The 15,888-nt window shown below is 71.1% G+C and carries 22 protein-coding genes; 13 read left to right on the top strand and 9 right to left on the bottom strand.

Annotation, left to right across the window (positions count from 1 at the left end):
• Positions 1-17 precede the first annotated feature (17 nt).
• From ACTWPP_RS03680 to ACTWPP_RS03650, 7 genes are all read left to right on the top strand, one after another.
• On the top strand, positions 18-425 hold the full coding sequence (locus tag ACTWPP_RS03680; protein WP_443102612.1) for a YbaB/EbfC family nucleoid-associated protein: 408 nt from the start codon (positions 18-20) through the stop codon (positions 423-425).
• A gap of 11 nt (positions 426-436) precedes the next feature.
• On the top strand, positions 437-841 hold the full coding sequence (locus ACTWPP_RS03675; protein ID WP_443102611.1) for a YbaB/EbfC family nucleoid-associated protein: 405 nt from the start codon (positions 437-439) through the stop codon (positions 839-841).
• 14 nt (positions 842-855) lie between these two features.
• Positions 856-1,185: a hypothetical protein gene (locus ACTWPP_RS03670; protein WP_443102610.1), complete on the top strand. Its 330-nt coding sequence runs from the start codon at positions 856-858 to the stop codon at positions 1,183-1,185.
• Complete coding sequence (locus tag ACTWPP_RS03665; RefSeq protein WP_443102609.1) at positions 1,185-1,679, top strand: WXG100-like domain-containing protein; 495 nt, start codon at positions 1,185-1,187, stop codon at positions 1,677-1,679. Before ACTWPP_RS03670 ends, ACTWPP_RS03665 begins: the two co-directional genes overlap by 1 nt.
• 12 nt (positions 1,680-1,691) lie before the next feature.
• Positions 1,692-2,246: an EndoU domain-containing protein gene (locus ACTWPP_RS03660; RefSeq protein ID WP_443102608.1), complete on the top strand. Its 555-nt coding sequence runs from the start codon at positions 1,692-1,694 to the stop codon at positions 2,244-2,246.
• A gap of 16 nt (positions 2,247-2,262) precedes the next feature.
• Positions 2,263-2,673: a hypothetical protein gene (locus ACTWPP_RS03655; RefSeq protein WP_443102607.1), complete on the top strand. Its 411-nt coding sequence runs from the start codon at positions 2,263-2,265 to the stop codon at positions 2,671-2,673.
• 103 nt (positions 2,674-2,776) lie between these two features.
• Positions 2,777-4,405 (top strand): Coagulation factor 5/8 type domain-containing protein, encoded by a 1,629-nt coding sequence (locus tag ACTWPP_RS03650; RefSeq protein WP_443102606.1) that lies wholly within the window; start codon positions 2,777-2,779, stop codon positions 4,403-4,405.
• Positions 4,406-4,438: 33 nt separating this feature from the next.
• On the opposite strand, the gene ACTWPP_RS03645 is transcribed toward ACTWPP_RS03650, so the two are convergent.
• Positions 4,439-5,206 (bottom strand): TioE family transcriptional regulator, encoded by a 768-nt coding sequence (locus tag ACTWPP_RS03645; protein ID WP_443102605.1) that lies wholly within the window; start codon positions 5,204-5,206, stop codon positions 4,439-4,441.
• 58 nt (positions 5,207-5,264) lie between these two features.
• On the opposite strand from ACTWPP_RS03645, the gene ACTWPP_RS03640 reads away from it, so the two are divergent.
• Positions 5,265-6,464 (top strand): erythromycin esterase family protein, encoded by a 1,200-nt coding sequence (locus ACTWPP_RS03640; protein WP_443102604.1) that lies wholly within the window; start codon positions 5,265-5,267, stop codon positions 6,462-6,464.
• A gap of 56 nt (positions 6,465-6,520) precedes the next feature.
• Here ACTWPP_RS03640 and ACTWPP_RS03635 read toward each other — a convergent pair whose 3' ends face one another.
• Complete coding sequence (locus ACTWPP_RS03635; RefSeq protein WP_443102603.1) at positions 6,521-6,892, bottom strand: DUF1330 domain-containing protein; 372 nt, start codon at positions 6,890-6,892, stop codon at positions 6,521-6,523.
• A gap of 156 nt (positions 6,893-7,048) precedes the next feature.
• Between ACTWPP_RS03635 and ACTWPP_RS03630 the strand changes: the two genes are divergently transcribed.
• Genes ACTWPP_RS03630 through ACTWPP_RS03620 form a run of 3 tightly spaced genes read left to right on the top strand, consistent with a single transcriptional unit; the run spans position 7,049 to position 8,477 of the window.
• Positions 7,049-7,387 carry an ArsR/SmtB family transcription factor gene (locus tag ACTWPP_RS03630; protein ID WP_443102602.1) on the top strand — a complete coding sequence of 113 codons (339 nt, stop codon included), beginning with the start codon at positions 7,049-7,051 and terminating at the stop codon, positions 7,385-7,387.
• Positions 7,384-7,854 (top strand): SRPBCC domain-containing protein, encoded by a 471-nt coding sequence (locus ACTWPP_RS03625; protein WP_443102601.1) that lies wholly within the window; start codon positions 7,384-7,386, stop codon positions 7,852-7,854. The genes ACTWPP_RS03630 and ACTWPP_RS03625 overlap by 4 nt, the downstream gene beginning before the upstream one ends.
• Positions 7,851-8,477 carry a dihydrofolate reductase family protein gene (locus ACTWPP_RS03620; protein WP_443102600.1) on the top strand — a complete coding sequence of 209 codons (627 nt, stop codon included), beginning with the start codon at positions 7,851-7,853 and terminating at the stop codon, positions 8,475-8,477. The genes ACTWPP_RS03625 and ACTWPP_RS03620 overlap by 4 nt, the downstream gene beginning before the upstream one ends.
• Positions 8,478-8,585: 108 nt before the next feature.
• Here the strand turns inward: ACTWPP_RS03620 and ACTWPP_RS03615 are convergent, their stop codons facing one another.
• Complete coding sequence (locus ACTWPP_RS03615) at positions 8,586-8,792, bottom strand: DUF397 domain-containing protein (RefSeq protein WP_443102599.1); 207 nt, start codon at positions 8,790-8,792, stop codon at positions 8,586-8,588.
• Positions 8,728-9,567, bottom strand: coding sequence for a helix-turn-helix domain-containing protein (locus ACTWPP_RS03610; protein ID WP_443102598.1), 840 nt, complete (start codon positions 9,565-9,567; stop codon positions 8,728-8,730). The genes ACTWPP_RS03615 and ACTWPP_RS03610 overlap by 65 nt, the downstream gene beginning before the upstream one ends.
• Positions 9,568-9,741: 174 nt before the next feature.
• Here ACTWPP_RS03610 and ACTWPP_RS03605 point away from each other — a divergent pair, with 174 nt between their 5' ends.
• Together ACTWPP_RS03605 and ACTWPP_RS03600 are read left to right on the top strand one after the other, a co-directional pair.
• Positions 9,742-10,134, top strand: a complete 393-nt coding sequence (locus tag ACTWPP_RS03605; RefSeq protein ID WP_443102597.1) for an ATP-binding protein — start codon at positions 9,742-9,744, stop codon at positions 10,132-10,134.
• A 26-nt stretch (positions 10,135-10,160) separates the two neighbouring features.
• Positions 10,161-10,496 (top strand): hypothetical protein, encoded by a 336-nt coding sequence (locus tag ACTWPP_RS03600; protein ID WP_443102596.1) that lies wholly within the window; start codon positions 10,161-10,163, stop codon positions 10,494-10,496.
• 93 nt (positions 10,497-10,589) lie between these two features.
• Here ACTWPP_RS03600 and ACTWPP_RS03595 read toward each other — a convergent pair whose 3' ends face one another.
• The 5 genes from ACTWPP_RS03595 to ACTWPP_RS03575 form a co-directional block, all read right to left on the bottom strand.
• Positions 10,590-11,183: a TetR/AcrR family transcriptional regulator gene (locus ACTWPP_RS03595; RefSeq protein ID WP_443102595.1), complete on the bottom strand. Its 594-nt coding sequence runs from the start codon at positions 11,181-11,183 to the stop codon at positions 10,590-10,592.
• Positions 11,173-11,964, bottom strand: a complete 792-nt coding sequence (locus tag ACTWPP_RS03590; RefSeq protein ID WP_443102594.1) for an SDR family NAD(P)-dependent oxidoreductase — start codon at positions 11,962-11,964, stop codon at positions 11,173-11,175. The genes ACTWPP_RS03595 and ACTWPP_RS03590 overlap by 11 nt, the downstream gene beginning before the upstream one ends.
• Positions 11,965-12,096: 132 nt before the next feature.
• Positions 12,097-12,726 carry an HNH endonuclease family protein gene (locus ACTWPP_RS03585; RefSeq protein ID WP_443102593.1) on the bottom strand — a complete coding sequence of 210 codons (630 nt, stop codon included), beginning with the start codon at positions 12,724-12,726 and terminating at the stop codon, positions 12,097-12,099.
• Positions 12,727-13,060: 334 nt separating this feature from the next.
• Entirely contained in the window at positions 13,061-13,561 is a 501-nt protein-coding gene (locus ACTWPP_RS03580) for a DoxX family protein (protein ID WP_443102592.1), read from the bottom strand.
• A gap of 108 nt (positions 13,562-13,669) precedes the next feature.
• Positions 13,670-15,811 (bottom strand): hypothetical protein, encoded by a 2,142-nt coding sequence (locus ACTWPP_RS03575; RefSeq protein WP_443102591.1) that lies wholly within the window; start codon positions 15,809-15,811, stop codon positions 13,670-13,672.
• Positions 15,812-15,888 lie beyond the last annotated feature (77 nt).

Below are 15,888 nucleotides of genomic sequence, written 5' to 3'. Positions count from 1 at the left end.
ATGCGAGGAATGGGCCGATGAGCGAAATGCCCGGAGATGATCGCTGGGCACGACTGGCGGACGCGCAGCGCCGCCTGGCCGAGTTGCGCGCGGGCACCCCCGGCACGGCGCCCGAGGGAACCGGCCGCGCCGGCGACGAGCAGGTCCGCGTGACCGCCTCCGGCGGCAGGGTGGCCCGACTCGAACTCGACCCGCGTGCCCTGCGCCGCACCCCGGAGGACCTGGGGGCGCTGATCGCCGAGGCGGCGAACGCGGCGCTGGACGACCTGCGGTCCCGGGCGGACTCGGCGGAGGCGCCCCCGGCGGACCCGTCGGCGCTCGCGGCGACGCTGCGCGACGTCCAGGACGAGGGCCTGCGGCAGATGGCGCTCATCGACGAGTCGATCAACGAGGCCGTCGCGCGCGTCCAGGCGAGGATGCGATGACGGAGGACGCGATGACACGCGACACCGCGGCCGACGATCTCGACGGCCTCCTCCGGCGCGCGTCGGGTCTCGCCGAACAGGCCGGCGGCGCCCCCTCCGGAGCGTCCCACGATGCCGTCGAGGGCCACGACCCCGACGGCCTGGTGACGGCGCGCGTCACCGCCGGCGGGCGCATCGACGAGGTCCGCATCGCACCGCGCGCCCTGCGCCTCGGCTCCCACGAGATCGCCGACCGCGCCGCCGCCGCGATCAACGCGGCCCTCGACGCGCTGGAACAGGCCACGGCCGCGGAAGGCGCCGCCGACCCCGCGGAACTCGCCGAACGGCTCGGCGAACTCCGGGATCGAAGCCTGACGCAGATGCGCGCCTACGTGACATCGATGCAGAACCTCATGAACGGATTCGAACGCCACTGACGGAGGGGGAACCCATGGGAATGCCGGGGTACGAGGTCGATCCGGAGCTGATCCGGTCCGCGGGCGCCGGCATGAGCACGGCCGCGCAGCGGCTGGCGGCCGACTGGCAGGCGTTCCAGCAGGAACTGGCGGGCTTCGGGGAGCCGTGGGGGCAGGACGACATCGGCTTCCTCATCGGCGGGTGCTACCAGGCCGTCTACCAGGTCGCCGTGGAGTGCTACGAGGACAACCTGACCGCCCTGGACGGGCAGGCGCAGGCGATGAAGTTCGTCGCGGCCAACCATGTCGCGGGCGAGCAGAGCAACGTCGTGGAGATCAACCGGGTCCGGGACGTACTCGGCTGATGGGCCTGCAACTCCCCGGCGAACTGATCTCGCTTCTGTCGATGCTCGGCTACACCTGGCCGGAGGCCGACGAGACGAAGCTGCTGGCGATGGGCGGCGCCTGGCTGGGTTTCGCCGGCGCGCACGGCGGCCCGCTCGGCGAGGCGGACGGCAACGCCCAGCGCATCATGCAGGGCAACCGCGGCGACGACATCGAGGCGTTCCGCGCCGAATGGACGAAAGAGGACTCCCCGAAGAGCAACCTCGAGGATCTGGGGACGGCGGCGACCATCATCGGCGCGGGCCTCATGGTCTGCGGCGGCATCGTCCTCGCCCTCAAGATCAACGTGATCATCCAGCTCACGATCCTGGCGATCCAGATCGCCCAGGCGATCGCGACGGCCGCCGTCACCTTCGGTGCCTCGCTGCTGGAGATCCCGATCTTCAAGGAACTCGCGGGCATCGCCATCGACCTGCTCATCGACATGGCCCTCCAGGCCATCTTCAACGGCTAGGCGGGCGGCGTCATGCGACGGGCGATGCTCCTGATCCGCGTTCTCGTCACGGGACTGTTGCTGCGGGGCCGGTCCCGCGGCGGCGGCAGCGGCGGCGCGGGCCTGTTCGAACCGGCGATCAAATGGATGCGCCGCAAGGTGAACAGCAGCAGCCGGCACCACCACGTCTTCCGCGGGGAGATCAGGACGTCCAGGGGCGGTCCGAACGCGGGCCAGCGCACACCCGGCGGGTACCACCACCGTTTCATGGGGCAGGACTGGCCGGACCGCAGGATCGGCCCCGTCACCGCGACCGGCCCGCACGGCACCTACCGGGCCCGGGTGCAAATGCGGGACGGAAACGGGCAATGGGTCGACAAACCTTTCGCCAGCACGTTCTTCCCCGACAATTGGACGCCGCGGAGCGTGGACCGTACGATCCGGAACGCCTTCGACAACCACACGGTCACCGCGCACGACAGGTTCGGGAACCCGCGCCGCTGGCAGGGAATGGCGGACGGCCTGGTCGTCGAGGGTTCGTTCAACCGCTCCGGCCGCGACTGGAACTCGGCCTGGCCGGTCTTCTGATCTCTGAGACGAAAAGATGACAACGACGAAAATCAGGTTCTTCCGCAACGAACTCGGTGTGGTCGCGAGCGAACCGTCCAGTCCCGACTACAGCGCCCTGGGGTCCATGCTGACGAGCGACGTGCAGAGCGACGCGACCTCCTGCCTCGACGTGCTGGCCTGGACCGAGGACGTGTGGCACGGCGCCGACACGCAGAACTCCTGGCAGGGGAACTCCTGGCGCGTCGTGATCGACGAGCGCGGCATGCACCTGCAGGATCTCTACTCCGACGACTGGAGCGAGGACTATTCGTTCGAGGACGCCCACGAGGTCGTCATGGCCTACTTCGGTTTCCTGCGCCCGGGAAGGGAGGCGGCGTCGACGGCGCTGGACACCTGGGAGAACGAATGGAAGCGTCCGCACCCCTGCCGCGCCCATCTGATCTGACGGGCCGGAACAGGCCTCAAGCAAGCGTTCACTTTCTTCCGTAAGCGGGCATGTATCAGGCACCTCAGCTCCGTCCGACCGCTCCCCCCGCACGAGGTGCCGGATGTCCCCCACCCACCCCCTCCGGCGTACGGCGTCGCTGCCGCTCGTCCTCCTCCTCATCGCCTCCTTCCTGACACCCGCCGCGCAGGCGGCGACGCCCCCCGCCGCCCCGTCCACCGGGACGACCACCGGCGGCGAGGTGCGCGGCTATCTCGACGCCCACACCCACCTGATGTCGTACGAGGCGTTCGGCGGGCAACTGCTGTGCGGCAAGCCGTTCGACCCGCGCGGGATCCAGGAGGCGCTGCGCGACTGCCCCGACCACGCGGGCAACGGGATGTTCGCCTGGTTCGAGAACTTCACCAGGCACGGCACACCGTTCGGCACCCACGACCCCACCGGCTGGCCCACGTTCAAGGACTGGCCCGCGTGGGACTCCCGCACCCACCAGCAGGCCCACTACACCTGGCTGGAACGCTCCTGGCGCGCCGGCCAGCGCGTCCTCGTCAACCATCTGGTGGCGAACCGGCAGCTCTGCGACATCTATCCGCTCAAGCGCAACTCGTGCGACGAGATGGACGTCATCCGGCTCCAGGCGCAGCGGATGCGGGAAATGGAGGAGGGCATCGACCGGCGCAGCGGCGGACCCGGCGAAGGCTGGTTCCGGATCGTGCGCGATTCCGCGGAGGCCCGCAGGGTGATCGAGGCGGGCAAGCTCGCCGTCGTCCTCGGCGTCGAGACCTCCGAACCGTTCGGCTGCCGGACGATCGGCGGCGAGCCGCAGTGCACGCGCCAGGACATCGACCGGGGCCTGGACGAGATGAAACGGCTCGGCGTGTCCACCATGTTCGTGTGCCACAAGTACGACAACGCACTGTGCGGAATCCGTTTCGACGGCGGCACCACGGGCGCGTTCGTCAACGCGGGCAACTTCCTCTCCACCGGACGGTTCTGGCAGGCCGAGACCTGCACCGGCGCCGCCCACGACAACACCATCGAACCGGCCGGCGCGGTCAACGGGCAGGTCGCCGAACTCCTGCGCCTGCTCGGGCAGGCGGGGATCACCCTGCCGCTGTATCCGGAGGCGCCGCACTGCAACGTCAACGGACTCACCGACCTCGGCGAGCACATGGTGCGCGGCCTGATGGAACGCAACATGATCGTCGAGATCGACCACATGAGCGTGAAGGCCGCCGACGCGACCCTCGACCTCCTGGAAGAGGCCCGCTACTCGGGCGTCATCTCGTCCCACAGCTGGATGGACGACACCTACAAGCCCCGCGTCTACGCCCTCGGCGGCATGATCACCGGATACGGGCACGCGGCGGACGCCTTCGTCCAGCAGTGGAAGCGCAACAAGGCGCACCACACCCCCGGAACCGCCTTCGGCTACGGCTACGGCCTCGACGCCAACGGCATGGGCGCACTGCCCCCGCCGCGCAACGGCGGCGCCGACCCGCTGCGCTACCCGTACACCTCACCGTTCGACCCGACCGTGAAGCTCGACCGGCTGCGCACCGGGACACGCACCTGGGACCTCAACACCGAAGGCGTCGCCAACTACGGCCTCGTCCCCGACTGGCTCGCCGACGTCCGCAACGTCGGCGGCCAAGAGATCATCGACGACCTGGCCCGGGGCGCCGAGGCCTACCTCCAGATGTGGCACCGCACCGAAACCGGATCGGGGTGACAGGACAAGCCGACCCTGGCTCGAACGGCCATGTCATTCACGCTCGCGGAGGTAGGCCTCCAGCTCGGCGGCCCCGGCCAGCATCGCGCGCCCTCGGGCGGACAGCCGGCCGTGCCAGTCGCGCAGGGCGTCCTCCAGCGGCTCCAGCCCGCCGGCCGACCGCACCTGGGCGATCAGCGGGGCGATCTGGTCCAGCAGGTAGCCGCCCCGCCTGAGCTGGTGGGCGAGCCGGGCGTCCCGCACGTCGGCCTCGTCGTAGACGCGGTAGCCGGTCCGCGGGTCGCGGCGCGGGCGCACCAGCCCGGCGCCCTCCCATTTGCGCAGTGTCGCGGGCCGGATTCCGAGCTCGTCCGCCAGCGGCCCGATGAACGTGCCGCCGGGCCCGGACACCGCGGCCGCCCCGGACACCGCGCCGGGCCCGGACGCCGTGGTGCGCCCGGACGCCGTGGTGGGCCCCAGGTCGCGGAGGGCGCTCTCCACGGCCTGGAGGGTCCGGCGGTCGTCCAGGAGTTGGGCGTGGCTCACGTCGATGAGGCGGAACGCCTTCTCGGACGCGTCCTCGTTCACCGCCCGCATGATCGACGTCGCCGTCTGGTGGCCGTGGCCGGGCACCAGGGCGAGGAACGCGCGCAGGGCCCGCGCGTGCAGCGGGGTATAGGTGCGGTAGCCATGGACCGTGCGAGCGGCGGCCGGAAGGATGCCGGCGTCCTCGTAATTCCGGATCGCCTGCGTGGACAGACCGTGCCCGCGCGCCAGGTCAATCGGCCTGAGCCGTTCACCGCTTTTAAGGTCTCGTCCCATAGTCCTGCCGATATCGCGGAAAAGTTTCAACCGAAGGTTCAACGATACCGTTGAAGGCATGGCTACCGACATCACGGACAGCACCCATCCCGTCGAGGCCGCCGCCGTCATGAGGCTGCTCCCGGCCCGGCCGCGGGTTCTCGCCCTGGGCGAGCCCGCCCACCGCGAGGACACTCTGCTCGACCTGCGCAACGAGCTCTTCCGGCAGCTCGTCGAGCAGGAGGGCTACCGGTCGATCTCCGTCGAGAGCGACTGCATGATGGGCCTGGTCGTGGACGACTACGTCACCTCGGGCACGGGCACCCTCGACGCGGTCATGGAGCATGGATTCAGCCACGAGTGGGGCACGCAGGCGGGCAACCGCGAGCTCGTGCGCTGGATGCGCGCCTACAACGACGGGCGGCCCGCGTCCGAGCGGCTGCGCTTCGCCGGTATCGACGGCCCACTGGAGTATTGGGCCGCGAGCCCCCGGCAGGCCCTCACCGCACTCCACAACTACCTCGCGGCCTGGGTGGAGCCGGACCTGCTCCCCTGCACGGCGGAAACGCTCGACCGCCTACTCGGCAGCGACGACCGGTGGTCCAATCCCGCCACGGTGATGGACCCGTCCCAGTCCGTGGGGCGGTCGACCGAGGCCAGGGAGCTGCGGCTGCTCGCCGACGACCTGGTGGCGTTGCTGGACGCGCAGACACCGCACCTGATCGCGGCGACCTCGCGACACGGCTGGGAACGGGCTCGCCTGTACGGGCGCACCGCCACCGGCCTGCTCGGCTACCACTTCTGGATGGCCGACGCCTCCCCAGCCCGCGTAACGCGGATGTGCGCCCAGCGGGATTCGATGATGGCCGCCAACCTCCTCGCCGTCATCGAGTGGGGCCCGGCGCTGGTCCACGCCCATAACAGCCATCTCCAGCGGGGCAAGAGCTCGATGCGGATGGGCGACCTTCCGCTGGAGTGGTGGAGCGCCGGCGCGATCGTCAGCTCGCACCTGGGCGAGGAGTACGCGTTCCTCGCCACGGCCCTCGGCACGATCCGGCGCCAGGGCGTGGACACCCCGCCCCCGGACACCCTCGAAGGGTTCCTGTACGCGCTCCCAGAGGACCGCTACGTCGTCGACGCCGGCCGGCTGGCCGCAGCCTTCGGCGACGCAAGCCCCGCCCACCGCGTGTCGCCCTGGTTCGGCTACGCCTCACTGGACCCGGCCCACCTGGCCGAGATCGACGGGATCGTGTTCATCAAGGACGTCCCGCAAACCTGAACCTGCTCAGCCGCCCAGCGCGGCCGGCTGACGACCCGGCGGCGCCTTATGAACCGTCAGCCGGAGCCGACGGGAATGGTCGCCTGGAGGACGGCCTCGCTCAGCGCCTCCGTGCGGAAGTGGGCGACGGCCTGGAAATCGGGATCGGCGACCATCTGGGAGAACACCTCCCGCGACGGGTAGCGCACGAGCAGGACGGCGTCCCAGGCCTGCCCGTCCTCGGCGACGAGCGCGGTCGAGCCCTTGCCGTAGAACAGCACCTCGGCACCGTACCGCTGGAGAATCGTCTCGCTGAGCGCCCGGGAGTACCGGGCATAACTCGCCTGCCCGCCCTCGCGGAAGCGCAGCAGGTTCAACATCACCACCGGCCCTCCGGGATCCTCGGCGAGATACCGCTTCAGCCCGTCGCCAGTCGGATCGACCGCCATCCGGCCACCTCCCCTTCACCAAGCGTGCCCCGACTCTAGAGCCCGCCCGACATGCCACCGCGAGGAGGGGCAGCGCTTCAACCCGGCCGCCAGGACACTGTGCGGCTCGACACTCAGCCCTTGCGCTCACTGTCGACGAACACAATACTTAGCCTCATGGCACAGTATTCGGCGCAGCTCGACGGGCTGTTCGTCGCCCTCGGCGACCCGACGCGGCGCGCCGTCGTCCGGCGCCTCGGCCACGGGCCCACGAGCGTCGGCGACCTCGCCCGCGAGTTCCCGATGACCCTCCCCTCGTTCATGAAGCACGTGCGGACCCTCGAATCGAACGGGCTCATCCGCACGGTCAAGTCCGGCCGGGTGCGCACCTGCGAGCTCAACCGCGAGCGGCTCGCCCTGGTCGACGACTGGCTCGCGGAGCAGCGCCGGATCTGGGAGGGGCGCACCGACCGCCTCGAACAGCTCGTCACCGACCCGAAGGAGAACACACGATGAATCCCGACCTCGACCTTGGCCTGGAGCGGATCATCCGCGCGCCCCGCGCGACCGTGTGGAGCGCCTGGACCGAGCCGTCCCGGCTTGAGCGGTGGTGGGTCCCGGCTCCGTCCCGCTGCCGCGTCGACCGCCTGGATCTGCGGCCCGGCGGGGCGTTCGTCACGCGGCTGAGCGACGACGGCGCCGAGTTCGTCCCGCACATGGACGCGTGCTTCCTCGCCGTCGACGACCTCGAACGGATCGTGTTCACCAACGCGATCGACGGCACATGGCGCCCCGCGAGCCCCGCCCCGGTCGCGATGACCGCCACGATCACGCTGAGCGATCATCCGGACGGCACGGACTACCGGATCGTGGTCCAGCACGGCACCCCGGACGCTCGCGCTCATCACGACAAGCTCGGCTTCGCCGACGGCTGGGGCACGGTCGCCGCCCAGCTGGCCGCATTCGCGGAGGGCAACCGATGAAGATCACCCTCACCGAGTTCGTCACACTCGACGGGGTCAGCCAGGGGCCCGGCTCGCCGGAGGAGGACACCAGCGGCGGATTCACTCGCGGCGGCTGGCTCGTCCCCCACATGGACGGGACGTTCGTCCAGCGCGCGTCCGACTGGCTCGACCTCGCCGACGGCCTGCTGCTCGGACGTCGGACCTACGAGGCGTTCGCACGCGACTGGCCGCAGATCACCGACCCGGCCGACCCGTTCGCCGAGCGGATGAACGCCCTCCCGAAGTACGTCGTGTCGAACACCCTCACCGAAGGGACGTGGAATCCCACGACCGTCCTCAAGGGAGACCCGGCCCACACGGTCACCGACCTCAAGGCGCGGCCGGGCCGGGAACTCCAGATCCACGGCAGCGCCCGCCTCGGCGACTCACTGCTGTCGGCGGGCCTGATCGACACGCTCCGCCTCGTGGTCGCCCCCGCCGTCCTCCGGACCGGCCGGCGCCTGCTGGCCGGCGCGGGCATCCCGTCCGGCCTCCGTCTGCTCCACCACGAGGCCACACCGAACGGCCTGCTCCTCCTCGAATACGAGGTGACCGGCCAAGCCCGCCAAGCCGAATACGAGGGCGTCACCGCCTTCACATGACCAGCGCCACCGAAACCCCGGCAACCTGCCAGGTCAGCCGAAATCTCGTCGAGTGACGGGGGCGGACCTATCGGTGTCCGTTCGACTGCGTGGACAGGGCGACCTAGGTCACCGCTTCAACTCGGCCACCAGAGCACGGAAGGCCTCCCGCCCGACGACCAGCTTCGGCCCGCCCGGATGCTTGGAGTCACGGATTCCGATTCCTTCCGGGAATTCGGCCAGTTCAACGCATTCGCCTCCGGTCGAGGTGCTACGGCTGGCCTTCCGCCAGGCGGTCTTGTCTACTTCCACGTTCCACCGTCCTACGGATCTCATCCAGCGACTGCGCCAAGGGAAGCGCGAGGCCCTGGACTTGCCGGAGTGCCTTGGCGAAGGCTACAAGATCCGACGGTTCGGCCATGGTGTAGCCCCGGGCGATCGTCTCCACATACGCCACCTGCTGCATGTCGTCAAGAGTGGCGATGGTGAACGAGTGAGTGTTGCCAAGGTGCGTCCCATCGGACGGAACGATCTGTATCTGCATTCCGTCTTCGATCTTGGCGGCGAGATGTTCGAGTTGCTCCACCATGACGTCCCGCCCGCCCACCGGCCGGGTCAGTACCTGCGCGTCCAGGAGAAAGGAGACGTCTGGCGGCGGTGGGTCCGATCGCGTGAAGATGGCTTGCCGGGACATGCGCGCTGTCACCGCATCCTTGTCGCCGTGCAGAATCGCCTCGGCGTAGCTCGGGACTTGGAGAAGACCGTGGACGACGGCGAGGCTGTAGGACGCGAGCATCACTGCATCGCCCTCCACGGTCACCCAGTCGAACCAAGCCGGAAACGCCGAATCCATGGCGAGGTCGTGCCACAGGTTCAGGAGTTCCCCATTCGCGTCGAGTAGTTCATCCATTTCAGCGGCGAACTTCTCGGTGCACCTGGCCCGTCCGTTCTCGATCGCCCCGATGTACTGCGGCTTGACACCGGCACCGTTGTGCGCGCGTGCGGCGAGGGCATCCTGCGTCAGGTTCTTGGCGTCGCGGAAGCGCCGAAAGCGCCTTCCGAAGGCGACGAGGGTCGGGCTGGTCGTGCTCCTTCTGCGTCGGCTGCTCATGACGACTTCTCCTACGGGGGGTACGGCCTCAAGCGCGCCCCAACCGCACTCAAGCGCGGAGGGGGTCAACTACGCGACTTGTGGCCAGGAGTCCTGCGGTTTGTTACGCACGGTGCACGCTCGGTGGCTCAATGGGCACGCCAAATCAGACACAGAGCGGAAGGACGTACCGCAATGCCGGCAGCGGCTCGTGTGGAGGAGATACCGACCCTCGTCCTGGAATCCGACGATCGGGCGCCTCGCCTGGCGCGGCGGTTTCTCGCCGAACGGTTCCGGGAGTGGGGGGTCGGCGACGACTACGTGGGACGGCTCGTGGTGTGCGAGCTGGTCACGAACAGCTACCTGCACGGCGAGGGGCCGATCGTCGTGCGGGTGTTTCGGGACGAGCACGACGGCCTGGTCGTCGTGGAGGTCGAGGACGCCGGTGAGGGGCTTCCCCTCATACCGCCGGAGAACTACGCGGCGACCTCTGGGCGGGGGTTGCTGCTCATGGCGGAGATCGTTCAGAGGTGGGGCGTCCGGCCCCTGAACGAGGGCGGCAAGGTCACGTGGGCGAAGCTCCGTTGAGGGCGGTGCTGCGGTGGCGGAGCCGGGTGGGGCGCCGACGGATGGTCCGGGACCTGGAGTCGCTCGCCGTCGCGCTCGAACCCCGCGGGTGGCGGCTGCTCCGGTACTACCGGCGCAAGGAGTTCCCGGTCTCGCTTCCGCTGCTTCGGGTGTACGCCAGCGGTATCGAGCGCGACGTCGGGCTTGTGATCGCCGTCCGGGCCGCACCCGGCGGGACCTGGGGCTACTTCGCCGTCGAGACGGGACGGTCGGAGTTTCTGATCGGGTGCGGAGACGCCGACGCGGCGGCCGAGCGGATCGACGGGCTTCTTAAGCACCAGATGTATCCGCGGACGTTTCCGCGGCCGCGTTGTCACCGGTAGCGCCCGAGGCGGGGTCGCTCCGCCGCCGGCGTGCTCGGGGCGGATCAGCTTCACCGCGACCGGGCCATGCGTCGTCTGTCCGTTGGGCGGAGGTCAGGGCTGGAGGGAACGCCAGATGCGGGGCGGGAGGACGTCGGCGGACTCGTCCAGGTCGATGGCGGGGTCGCGCGACAGCCAGCGGCGGGCGGTCTCGGCGACGGGGCCGATGAGGAGCATCTCCATCGTCGCGGGTGAGAGCGGGGCCACCTGTCCCGCCTTGATGTGCGGGGCCATCCACTCGGCGAGCCGCGCGATGCGGGGTGCCTTCCGTTCCGCGACCACGTCCGCGTGCGCCGGGAGGAACGCCGCGTGCGCCGACGCGTGGATGAACCGTGCGGCGTCGCTGTGCTCCCGGGTGAACGTCAGGTAGGCGCGCGCCACCGCCTCGACGCCCGCCCGCGCCTCGGTGATCCCGGTGAGCGCGTCGAGCAGGGCGTCCAGGAGGTCGGCCAGGCAGCGTGCGCACAGCGCGGCGGCGAGGCCGTCGAAGGAGCCGAAATGGTGGTAGAGGCTGCCGCTGCTCATCCCGGTGGCCTCGATGACGCCCTTCATCGTGAAGCCCTCGCGTCCCTGCTCGGCGTGCACCTGGAGGGCCGCGTCGAGGATCCGGGCGACGGTCTCGTCCGTGCCCTGGTGCCTACGCGACATCGACTGCCTTCACGGCGTCGTCCCAGAGCCTTTGGGCGAGGACGGTGTCGCGTGCGACGGGTCTGAGCGTCTGCTGTTTCCGCCCGTGAAAGTACCGGCCGGTGCCTTCGGCGGTCAGCAGGTTCACCACGGGTTCGGCGCCGGCCTCGGCGGATTTCAGTGTCCGCTTCACCGTCCGCAGCAGCAGCCCTTGGAAGCCTCTGCGTTCGCCGAGGCCGGTCCGCAGGACGCCGGGGTGCACGGCGTCGATCGTCACGCCGGCCTCCTTCCACCTCTCGGCGAACAGCGGGACAATCAGCAGGTTGGCGAGCTTGGTGTTGGCGTAGGTCCTGGTGGCGCTGAAGTCCTCGCCGGCCGGGGTCCGCTCCGGGTCGACCTTCCCCATGACGTACAGGCCCGCGCTGACCTGCACGACCCGCCGCAATTGCCGCTCCAGCAGATGGTTCAGCAAGAACGGCGCGAGGTGGTTGGTGAAGAACGCCTGCTCGAACCCGTCCTCGTTGAGGTCGCGGTGGCTGGGCCAGAGCGCCGCGTTGTGGACGAGCGCGTCGATGGCGGGGAGCGCCGCGGCGATCTCCTCGGCGGCGGCCCGCGCCGTCCGGAGGCTCGACAAGTCCCCGACGACGAGTTCCGCGCCGATCTCGCGCGCGGCGGCCCGCCCCTCGTCCGGGCGCCGTGCCAGGATCGTCACCCGGTGGCCCCGCCGGGCTGCCTCCGCCGCCACGGCCCGTCCCACCCCGCGGTTCCCACCGGTCACCACCACGTTCAGCGTCTCGTTCACGGCACGAGAGCGTAGCGGTTATTAGAGACTCTCTCTAGAGATCTTCTCTAGAGTTCAGTGGGCCGGGCCGCTGTCGTCTCAGGACGGGTTCCGCCGCCCCGCCCGCGTGGGCCGGGGCGGCGGTGCCCGCGCTCAGCAGGTGCCGAGCATCGCCGAGAGGGCGCTCTTCTCGGCGCCGTCGACGGTGAGGTCGTGGTACCACTTCACCTGGATCCAGGCTCGGGCGTAGGTGCAGCGGAACGCGGCGCGCGGCGGCTGCCATTCGGCGGGGTCCTTGTGCCCCTTGGCCTGGTTGACGTTGTCGGTGACGGCCCACAGCTCGGGGCCGCCGAGGTCGTTGGCGTAGGTCTGGCGGCGGGACGTCGACCAGGCCCAGGCACCCGACGCCCACGCCTCGGCGAGCGGCACCACATGGTCGATGTCCACGTCGGACGCCGCGTACCAGGTGGCGCCGTCGTAGGGCGAGTACCAGGAGCCGGAGGTCGGGTAGCAGGAGGAGTTGGTGGAGACGTTCCGGCCGTCCCGCTTGAGGACGGTCTCGCGGGTGTTGCACGACCCGGAGATCGTGATCCAGTGCGGGAACAGGTCGCGGTCGTAGCTGCCGGCGTGCGACTCGGCGGCGACGGTGAGCGCGGCCAGCCGGGACGCGGCGGTGGAGGCGGACGGGATGTTGGGCGGGGTCGCGGACGCCGGCGCGGCGGGAACGCCGATCAGCGCCGCGGCCAGCACGGCGGGCAGCAGGAACAGGAACGGTCGTCGCATCGGGGGGAGCCCTTCCGCGGCCGTTCCCTGCCAGGGCCGGGGGCGCCCTGAGCGGGGCGGGAACGGCGGCACTGCGACGGTGACATTTGGGACAAATACCAATAAATGTCACGCGTTGCCCAGCTGTGCCCCCGCCTTTGGTCGGAAGCTGCCGTAAATCCCCGTCCCGACCTCTGTGACCTGCCGCGACACTGCGGGCGACGAGCCCGTCACGGCAGATGAAAACTCGCTGAACCCCGTCCGCACCGGGGGAATCGCGCCGTCGAACACCCGGGCCCGGACCGCAGGGGCGCGTTCGCGTTCAGGCGTCCGCGCCCAGGTCCGGGCCGCCGGCTCACACCTTCATCCGCCGGTCCTCCGGCTGAGCGTCCACGGGCTCCGCCCGGCGGGCCTCCCGCGCGTAGTGCGCGACCACGGCGAGCGTGGCGGCCAGGAAGACCACCTGCATCGCGGTCCTGGGGGCCAGGCGGTCGTCCCACGGGAGGTCGGTTCCGTTGAGGGCCAGGTGCACGTTCGCCGGGAACATCCCGACCAGCATCAGGCTGAGGCCGCCCGCGGCCCACGGAGCGGTCCGCCCCCAGAGGAGCCCCGCCGCGCCGGCGAGCTCCAGCACGCCGGTCACGGTCACCAGGAACCCCGGTGCGGGCAGCGCGGGCGGGATCATGTCGATCAGTTCCTGGCGCATGCCGACGAAGTGCGCGATTCCGGTCACCGTGAACATCAGGGCGAGCCCGCCGCGCAGCGGCACCGGCCACGGCCGCAGCCGCCGGACGCCCGCCCGGCCCGCCACCAGCCCGGCCAGCGTGCCCCCGATCAAGAACATCAATGGTGCCATGTCGATCCCCCTTGAACTTGTCACTGACAAGATATGAGCCGCAGGCTATCTTGTCAATGACTAGATTGGATTCGCGGGGAAGGGGAGCGGCGGGGGCGGTTTCTCTTTCTAGGCCGCGAGTTCGGCCAGGGCGGCGAGAAGCCGGCGGCGCTCCTCCTCGTCCTGGCGGACCTGCCGGCCATAGACGCCGACGCCCGGTATCGCGGCATCGCCGTGGGCCAGTTCGCGCAGCTCGGGCAGCAGCGGGGCGGCGTCCGCGCCCAGTTCCCGCAGCGGCTCGACGAGCCACGGCCCTGCTCCCGGATACGCGAGCCGCGAGCGGACCGCCTCCACGAGCGGCGCGGCCTCGCCGGTGACGCGGCGGATCGCCAGTGCGGCGGCGGCGCGGTCGCGCCGGCCGGCGAGCAGATTGCGCAGGCGCGGGACGAGGTCCGCCGCGGCCGGCCCGATCAGGCCGGCGAGTTCGGCCGCGTCCGCCGTGTACCTGCCGCTGTCGAGCGCGTCGGCGGCGGCCCGCAGCGGCGCTGCGGTCTCCCCGGCGCGCAGCAGCAGCCGTGCCGCCTCAATCCGGCGCCGGACGGCGGACGGGTCGTCCCCGCCGGGCGTGGCCGCGACGTCGCGCAGTGCGGGAAGGAGATCGTCTAGGGGCAGTTCGTGCTCGACCGCCGTTCGCGCCGCCGGCAGTGGCTCGCCGCCGGCAACGGCTTCGGCGATGCAGGCGCTCAACTGGCCGGCGTCCCCGGTGATCGCGGCCAGAGCCCGCGCGCAGTCGAGGCGCCGCTCGCAGGGGGCCTCCGGGTCGTCGCGGACCAGGGTCAGCACGGGCACCGCAGCCGAGGCGGCGGGACCGATCGCGGCGAGCGCCCGCACCGTCCACCAGCGGTCGGACGGGACGAGCGCGACGAGTTCGGGCACCGCGCCCGCCGCGTCCGCCCCCCAGCGGTGCAGCAGCCGCGTCAGCCCGTTCACCTCGTTGTGCCACCGCATCCTGCCGAGGTGGGCGGCGTGGCCGCCGGACTCCTCGGGCCCTTCGGGAGGCAGCGCCGCCAGCCGCCGCCGCACCGCGGCCAGCAGCTCCGGGTCGGCGGTCACGCCGGTGTCGATGAGCAGGTTCAGGGCGTCCGCGGTGATCCCGCCCGCGATGAGCGCGGTCATGAACGGTGTGCGCCAGCGGGGATCGCCGAGCGCGATCAGCGTCTCCAGGGCCGCGCCGAACACCCGTGCCTCAAGTGAGTCGACGTCCTCGAACGCGGCGGGCGGCGGGTCGGCGACCTGTTGCGCCAGGGATTCGACGGAAGCCGCGGCGGCCTCGGACACGTCACGGATCGCGGTGGCCGCGGTGACGCGGACGCCGATGTCGGGATGCCGGACGCCCGCCGCCAGCAGCGCCGCCGACTCGGCACGGGCCGGGCGTGACCGCACGCACCGGTGGTAGGCGGCGTCGATGGCCGTCCGCGCGGAATCGGCAGTGCCCTGGTCGAACAGTGTGCGCGCCAGGGCGGAGAACGACGCGCCGTCGATCCGGGCGGTGATGTCGCCGAACGGGTCGTCCGCCCAGACCCAGCCCTTGAGCGGCTCCCCTCTCATCCAGCATTGGACGACCGCGTCCGAAGCCGCGTCCGACCACGGGAGCCCGTTGGCGGCGATCGCCCACAGCGCGCCGGCCCGGACGGCCGGCGACCGTCCCGCCACCTCATCGGCCAGCCATGCGGCGCTGCCCGGCGGGTCGAGGCGGCCGGCGGCGGCCAGCAGGCCCGCCAGCACGCGCGGGGACCTTTCCCGTCTCCGCCGCGCCCGCAGCGCGGGCACCGCCTCGGCCGCGCGGTCGCGAGGAAGGTGGCCGAGCACGTAGGTGGCGTGGTGCCGGATCCCGGTGTCCGGATCGTCCAGCAGCGGCAGCAGCAGCCCGGTCTCGCGGGCCAGGGCCGCGCCCACGTCCGCGAGGACCTGCGGGACGGCGTCCCGGGCGGCGGCGATCGCACCGAGCAGGGACACCAGCATCTCGCGCCGGCGCGTCCCGGGGTGGGCGGCCAGCCGGGCGATGAACGGCACCGCCCACGGCGTCGCCGAGTACAGCGTCCCCTGGTGGAAGATGCTGCCGAACAGGTACTCGGTCGCCTCTCCGGCCAACTCGTCGTCCTCGCCGACGGCGTCCGCCAGCGTCCGCGGCACGTCCTCCGCCGCCCCGTACGCGTGGCCGAGCGACGCCCAGTCGATGTCTTCGATGCCCTCAAGCCCGGCGGCCGTCATCGCTCTCCCCGTCCATCTCGCGAACGCCGGTCACCCTAGCCGCCCGTGCCGACAGCGGGCCCCCCGGCCCGCTGTTC

Origin of the sequence: Actinomadura sp. 3N407 (assembly GCF_052245875.1) — a bacterium.
In the GTDB taxonomy this organism is placed as follows: Bacteria; Actinomycetota; Actinomycetes; order Streptosporangiales; family Streptosporangiaceae; genus Spirillospora.
Note: the sequence above shows the minus strand (reverse complement) of the source record. Positions and strands in the feature narration are given on the sequence as shown.